This is a genomic window from Psychromonas hadalis ATCC BAA-638, assembly GCF_000420245.1.
Lineage (GTDB): Bacteria > Pseudomonadota > Gammaproteobacteria > Enterobacterales > Psychromonadaceae > Psychromonas > Psychromonas hadalis.
In genome coordinates this window covers 1-3,584 of sequence record NZ_ATUO01000239.1, presented here as the reverse complement: position 1 = coordinate 3,584, position 3,584 = coordinate 1, and the positions used below count along the sequence as shown (strand labels likewise).

At 37.7% G+C, this 3,584-nt stretch carries 2 protein-coding genes and 1 pseudogene; all 3 read right to left on the bottom strand.

Translation table 11 applies throughout. From position 1 onward, the window contains the following. Positions 1-391: pseudogene (locus tag G322_RS24420) on the bottom strand (transposase); the annotation flags it as partial. A gap of 147 nt (positions 392-538) precedes the next feature. Further along, on the bottom strand, positions 539-1,810 hold the full coding sequence (locus tag G322_RS0118075) for an O-acetylhomoserine aminocarboxypropyltransferase/cysteine synthase family protein (RefSeq protein ID WP_022943093.1): 1,272 nt from the start codon (positions 1,808-1,810) through the stop codon (positions 539-541). A 459-nt stretch (positions 1,811-2,269) separates the two neighbouring features. Further along, on the bottom strand, positions 2,270-3,142 hold the full coding sequence (locus G322_RS21315; RefSeq protein WP_022943092.1) for an NAD-dependent epimerase/dehydratase family protein: 873 nt from the start codon (positions 3,140-3,142) through the stop codon (positions 2,270-2,272). Between the last annotated feature and the right edge of the window lie 442 nt (positions 3,143-3,584).

Sequence of the window (3,584 nt, the reverse complement as noted above, 5' to 3'; positions counted from 1 at the left end):
AATCTTTCACGCAAACGATGTAGAATTAAGACTTCTTGTTGCGCTATAGTTTTAACAGGCACAAAGCGAATAAAGGGTCGTGTAGAGGCTTCAAAAATAGCTAAGGTATCATTGCTATCATTTTTATTTCCTCTAACAAAGGGGGTGACATGTTGAGCTGGAATTAGGTCAACGGTATGCCCCATATCCTCAAATGTACGCCCCCAATAATGAGAAGAATAACAAGCCTCCATGACAACACGACAACACGACACTTAGATTTTATCTGCATAAGCTCACTCAGTTGTAACCGGTTTAATCGCTTGTTAAACATGATTTTACCTGTACTGAAAAACCCCATGACTTGGCAAATATTCTTTGCTAGGTCAATTGATATTGTGTTAACTCTCATAATGGACGCTCCTTAATTTAACTAATGATTCAACACTAGTTTGGCGCATTGACGCCGTTTTGGGGAGCGTCCATCTCATCACCCAAAGGTTTAAATTGTTGATTTAATATAGATCAACAAGTGGATATCCCGCCTTTTTTTTATTATTTAAATGCTCGCTAATGCTTGCTCTACATCGGCAATAATATCATCGATACTTTCAATACCCACTGAGATACGGATCAAATCTTCACTTACACCCGCGGCTTTTAGCTCTTGGGTATTAAGTTGACGATGTGTTGTTGATGCGGGGTGGCAAGCTAGAGATTTAGCATCACCAATATTAACCAGACGTAAAATCATCTGCAGTGCATCAATAAACTTCCCGCCAGCAACTGCGCCACCTTTAATGCCAAAACTTAATACTCCAGAGGCTTTACCGGCACAAATTTTCTGACAAGTTTGGTAATAAACGCTACTTTCTAGGGCTGCATAATTAACCCAAGCGACTTTTTCATGATGAGTTAAATAGATCGCGAGTTTTTCTGCATTCTCGCAGTGACGCTCCATACGTAAACACAACGTTTCTAAGCCTTGCATGATTTGGAAAGAGTTCATCGGTGAAATGGCTGCACCTGTATTACGTAAAGGGACAACACGGCAACGTCCAATATAAGCTGCTGGGCCGAATGCCTCGGTATAAACCACATCATGATAAGAGGGATCGGGATCATTTAAAACGGCAAAACGCTTTTTATTGGCAACCCAATCAAACTTACCAGAATCAACGATGATGCCACCAATAGATGTACCATGGCCACCAATATATTTAGTTAATGAATGCACCACAATATCGGCACCAAACTCAAATGGGCGACATAAAACCGGTGTTGCAACCGTATTGTCTACAATTAGAGGTAAACCATGTTTATGAGCAATATCAGCAAGCTTTTGTATATCCACGATATTGCCAGCAGGGTTACCGATTGACTCACAGAAAATAGCGCGAGTATTTTCATCAATCGCATCTTCAAAACCTTGATAATCATCAAAAGAGACCATACGGGTTTCAATACCCTGTTTAGGTAGTGAGTGTGCAAAGAGGTTATAAGTCCCGCCATAAAGTTGGCTGGTACTGACGATATTGTTGCCAACTTCACAAATACATTGAATTGCATAGGTAATTGCCGACATACCAGAGGCAACTGCTAATCCTGCAATGCCACCTTCCATCGCTGCAACACGTTTTTCTAACACATCGGTTGTTGGATTCATTATTCGCGTGTAAATATTACCCGGTACTTTTAAATCAAAGAGATCAGCGCCGTGCTGTGTATCGTCAAAGGTATAAGATGTGGTTAGATAAATAGGTACAGCTGCTGCTTTGGTTGTTGCTTCAGACTCATAGCCGTGGTGTAACGCAAGTGATGCTAATTTCATAAATACCTCAAGTAATTAATAATACTAACTCAACCATTATACCAATCTATCTAACTAGCTGATCGCTCATGCAGATTAAAATCTCTGAATGCTAGGTTGTTGTTTATCACAATAGCTAACCGCTCTATTGAACTACGTTAAACTGTACATGGTTCAAAAAGAAAATGTTTAGATTATTACTCAATCAAATACCTTGATCTCATTAATTTCTTCTACAAAATTTCTGATCATTTAATTAAGCTGAATGGGATTATTTATCCATTTACACGGGAAGAAGATCGGAGAGGGAAGTAAAGGGATCTAATCGCTTTTTGAAGGAAAGCGAGGATCACTCATTAGTTAGTTCCGGCAAGTTCCCTTGAGATAAAGGGAAATGAATGTGGCAGGTCTTTCATTTTGTAAAACGAAGTAAATAGGCCGATTTGATCTAATAGTTTTTCCTATAAAAGGTAAATTAAATTATAGAGTTACATGGATACTCTTAACCATCTCAGGTAAGTAATCTTCAATCTCTTGGAGTTTAATCCCAAGACTTTGTAATTTTGAACAATTTAGACACCAGTCTCCGATATTATTATAAGGTGATAAATTATTATCTGATTTCTGTTTTGCCAGAATAATTTTTGAATCTGTAATTTTCTCAATAATTTCAATAAATCGTTGAAGTGTTATGGGCCTAGCGCTGGCAGCATTGATCGTTCCTGAAAAATTATTTATGCCTAATTCAAAGAGAGTTTTAGCTGCATCATCAGCGGAGATAAAAGAAATTTTACCTTGAAGGTTATCAAAGTAGAGCGGTAGCCCGTTTTTAATGCTGTTGACATGGCGTTGTAGCCTCTGGGAATAATCATCTGCATCTAAAATAACAGGCAATCTGATGCTGGTAACAGGAAAAGTGGCAAATTTGATAAATGAAATTTCCGCCTGTCGTTTTGCCTCGCCGTAGTGCTCCTTTCTACTCACTTTATTGGTAAGTTCAAAATCCAAAGGGTTGAATTGATGTTCAGATAAATTATCATTACGGTCTATATAAGCAGAAATACTGGAAGTAAAAAGATACTTTTTTACTCTACCATTGAAGACTTCACAGGCGTGTTTTGCTTGATCAAAATCAAAACATGATAGATCAAAAACGATATCATAGTCAGCATTGATGGCATCTTCTAATGCTATTTTGTTATTACGATCACAAATAATCCTCTTAATTTTTTCTCCGAATCCATCCGCGTGATTACCTCGGTTTAAGATGGTAACGTCATCATTATTGTCTAAGAGAAGCTTCACCAGTTTTCTTCCGAAAAACTGGCTTCCACCCAACACTAATATTTTCATTTAAATTTTCCTTTGATCTTTTTGACATATAAATCTAGCTTTTAAATGGATGTAGAATATCATGATTTATAGTAAAACGAGGCACAACTTTAAACCTCTGGAATATCACTGCTATGTTGAGTATGGCCTGGTCGCTAATCTATTTTAGCCATGTTTTAAATAAGACGGGACACCCGACTTTTTTTAACTGAATGCTAAGGTTAAGCGACGTCTAAATAAACAGTATTGGTTAATCTTTGGCAATTTGATGACTCAATCTCGCGATACCTTAATTGCATTTTTCGATAGCCCTTATTACCATCGTATACCCAAGCGACTTGATACTGTTTCGCATCTAGCTCATGACACTTCAAACTGCAAAATTGAAGGTTTGAAAATTGTCATTAATCCTACTCGTTAAAGCACTACCAATTTCGGGAAGGGTAAGGCTAAAAAACTCATT

What these genes read in the sequence shown, in the direction of transcription:
- G322_RS0118075 (WP_022943093.1), bottom strand. Translation starts at nt 1,810, where the DNA reads ATGAAATTAGCATCACTTGCGTTACACCACGGCTATGAGTCTGAAGCA.
- G322_RS21315 (WP_022943092.1), bottom strand. Translation starts at nt 3,142, where the DNA reads ATGAAAATATTAGTGTTGGGTGGAAGCCAGTTTTTCGGAAGAAAACTG.